This is a genomic window from Acetobacter sp. P1H12_c (assembly GCF_018811975.1).
Taxonomy (GTDB): Bacteria; Pseudomonadota; Alphaproteobacteria; order Acetobacterales; family Acetobacteraceae; genus Acetobacter; species Acetobacter persici.
The window spans coordinates 1-3,516 of the sequence record NZ_JACRVR010000076.1; the positions used below are offsets into that span (position 1 = coordinate 1).

The window sequence follows — 3,516 nt, forward strand, 5'->3', positions numbered from 1 at the left end:
AATGGGCCGAGACTTCAACCATTGGAAAACTGTCATTCGCTAGGTCTACAGCTAGTGATGCAGATATAAAAAAACGTTCCAATACTCTCTTTAGAGAAGCAATAGAGCAATATTCAGGACAGTATCGAAACGCAGAAAAGGCGATTGAAAAAGCTGTGTCAGAAAGGAATGATGCACAAAAGAAAGCAATTAGTGCGGAGAGACAAAATTCTCACCTTGTCAGTAGAAATGCCGAATTAGAGAGTAAGATCATAACTGCTGATGACGCATTATCGCGCATAGACGCTGCGCTGGCAGAAAATGTTATGAACTTGCATGAGGAAGCATCTGAGAGTGGCTTAGAAACTGACTATCAAAAGCTTTCTGGTGCATGTTTGGCAGTTGTAGATATTAGTAAAGTTCAGAAGCTGGAACTCGCTCTGTTGCAAGTATCTAGCGTTGTGAAAGATGTTTCAAGACGTGTTCCTGAGATGTTTAAGAAGACGTTTTCATGGGCTATTGAGAAAGTTTACAGACATCATTCCATGGCCAGTCCCGGACCTGAAGGCCCATGACTGGCGGGGCAGTCCCACCCCGCGCCAGCGCGTGGTGATGACTGGGAGCACTTGTTTTCTGGAAAATATGGTATGATGATTGCCAGAAGGTCGGGCATGTGGTTGTGCCGGGCCGTTTCTACGAATGGATTGGTACCCCGTTGTGTAGAAGCAGAACCGAAGGAGAAGGAAGGTCATGCCATATAAGCATCACCCGGCCACCGTGCTTATTATAGCACGTTTGGTGGCAAATCCAATGGGAAACAAGGTTGCCGTGGGAAATGGCAACTATGTGGAACGGGATTGAAATACCAAAGAAATCAGACGGAACCGCGCTTTTTTGGTCGGTCCTAACAGTCGAAGACGGTCGAGAGACAACTGACGGTCGCTGGTTCCATGGCAAACTTCGTCACTGGATAGAAGCCAGCCCAGAGGGTTTGTCTCACGTCCAGAAAATGGCGGAAAACAGTCAATTCAAGGCTGTTTATTTCTCGCAGGGTCTCTATTGGAAACCCGGTAAGATCGCCGGGAAAGCAGGCATTGCGTGCTTGCCTTGGGTTTGGGTTGACCTCGATTGTCACAATCATGTCGAGGGGTGGTCGTCTATGTCGTTCGATGAACAGGCCAGCTTGATATGTGGCGAGGCTATGGGTGCCGGTTTGCCTCTACCAAGTCAGATAATCAGCAGCGGGCGCGGGGCATATGCCATTTGGAAGCTCATAAACCCGCTCTGGAACGTCTCACGCAAAAAGTCGGGTAGGAAGCCAGCAAGCGTGATTGAAGCGCTCAACGGGCAAATACAGAGGCGTTTGGCGCATATCGGAGCTGATGCCAGGTGCGTGGAGTTTGGGCGCATCCTGCGTGTCCCAGGTAGCAAGAACTGGGGGGCATATGGTGCGATTGTCCAGACCATATGGGATTCAAGTCTGACCTACTCTGTAGGCGACCTGAAAGCCTCGGTATTACCATGGAGCCGGGAACAGGTGCTTGCTCACAAGAAAGCCAAGCGAACCCCTCCACAGGCCAGAAAAAGGCGCGGAGCGCCGGTTGTCGATCTCGCAGCAGAGAGAGAGAAACGGGTCGCAGGATTCACTCAAAGAAAACATGCTCACCGTATTATTGAAGACCTGAGAACGTTAGCCCAGATAAGATGGGCCGGAGAAGTTCCCGAGGGTTGGCGCGATGTTTTTGGACATTTAGCAACCGCAGCGGTGGCTCGATACCATAAGAATCCTGCCACGTTGTTAGATGAAGTCCAGCGATATACTTCAGACTTTCTCGATGATCCTGATCTTGAGGAGCACAACAGCACCAGCAGGAAGCTGTTAGAGCAGGGCCGAGCTTATGCTTACAGCATTAGGACTATGCGCCAGTTGCTCAAGGTTACAGCATCGGAAAGTGTTCGACTGTTCGCATTGTCAACCGAGACAGAGAAGGCAGCGAGACAGGCGAAAGCAAAGCGTATGAAGCGTGGGCTGAAAGATCGAGACAAGTGGTTAGCTGAAAACAACGCCAGCAAGTCTAAGCCGTGGGAAGCTCTGGGTATCAGCAGAGCGACGTATTATCGCCAGATCAAAGTCCATGAAGCTTCCCATTCGAACAAGAAAAGAGCGTGAGACAGGTCTGGCCGAACTATAGGATATATGTATGAATGCACCCCCCAAAGGGGTGCCAACAGGGAACCCCTATTTATTCAGATACCATATGTAATCTGATGATCGGGTGCAGTTATCCATAAGCCAGCCTGCTGGACGCCATACATACGGTAAGCTGGCTGGCTTGTGGTTAACTGCTGGCACCTCAAACAGTCTCATTCGATGGTATGGAAAAGGGGGGTGCAGGGGGGAACGCCCAGCCCCTCGGAGAGCCGAAAGTAATGGAGCTTTAGCGGAATTACTATATTCGGTCTATATAGTAATAAACAAGTAACCCTTTCAATTTCATAATATATAATGAATTTCTTAATAGGAGTTCACTATAATGTCAGGATTTTGTTTTGCACGAATAGAAGTATTTGCCCGTAAAAGTCGATCAGATTCCAGAATGAACAGGACTGTTGATGAAGTTTTAGACGAAGCGGAACGTATTGAAGGCAATATGCCACACGTTAAAAATCCTCACGCTCCGAAAGTTGTTGACGGTTGTTCGTTTGAAGAACTGAGACAGTCTCATAATGCAGTGGAAAATGCTAAACAGACACAAAAAAACGGAAGAGAAAGAAAAGTCAGAACAACACAGAACACCTTAGCTACAGCGGTTCTTTCATATCCTGTTAGTGTCGAAGCTCTGAAAAAAGCCAGTCCAGAGGAAAAGCAAAAGTACCTGCATTGGAGACGTGACGCTATTCAGTTCATGCGTGATGAATGGGGAGAAGATTATAAATGTGCAGTTCAGCACACAGATGAAAAGTTTCCGCATCTTCATTTGTACGCTGTAAGAACTGATTTCGATGCAAAGCAGAATCATCCGGGTTACAGGGCACAGAAAGAAGCCTTGGCTAATGGGAAGAGTGGTAAAGAAGCGGAAATTGCTGGTGCTATTGCTCTCAAAGCGTTTTTGAATAGTTATTATGAGCAGGTCGGCCAGAAATACGGAATGGCTAGATATGGACCAAGACGCACTCGTTCTTCTCGATGCAAATGGGTAAAAGAACAGATAGCTAATGATGCTCATGCCCAGATTTTGCGTGACAGAGACAAATATAAACAATCCATAAAAGAAGAAGTGGCTCGTGAATGGGCCGAGACTTCAACCATTGGAAAACTGTCATTCGCTAGGTCTACAGCTAGTGATGCAGATATAAAAAAACGTTCCAATACTCTCTTTAGAGAAGCAATAGAGCAATATTCAGGACAGTATCGAAACGCAGAAAAGGCGATTGAAAAAGCTGTGTCAGAAAGGAATGATGCACAAAAGAAAGCAATTAGTGCGGAGAGACAAAATTCTCACCTTGTCAGTAGAAATGCCGAATTAGAGAGTAAGA

The 3,516-nt window shown here is 47.0% G+C and carries 3 protein-coding genes; all 3 read left to right on the plus strand.

What is annotated here, in order from left to right; translation table 11 throughout:
• A partial coding sequence (locus tag KP699_RS16030) for a hypothetical protein (protein ID WP_215763319.1) occupies positions 1-554 on the plus strand: 554 nt, incomplete at its 5' end.
• Positions 555-814: 260 nt separating this feature from the next.
• On the plus strand, positions 815-2,149 hold the full coding sequence (locus KP699_RS16035; RefSeq protein WP_215763320.1) for a hypothetical protein: 1,335 nt from the start codon (positions 815-817) through the stop codon (positions 2,147-2,149).
• A 427-nt stretch (positions 2,150-2,576) separates the two neighbouring features.
• Positions 2,577-3,516, plus strand: a 940-nt coding sequence (locus tag KP699_RS16040; RefSeq protein WP_215763321.1) for a plasmid recombination protein, incomplete at its 3' end; no start/stop codon positions are given.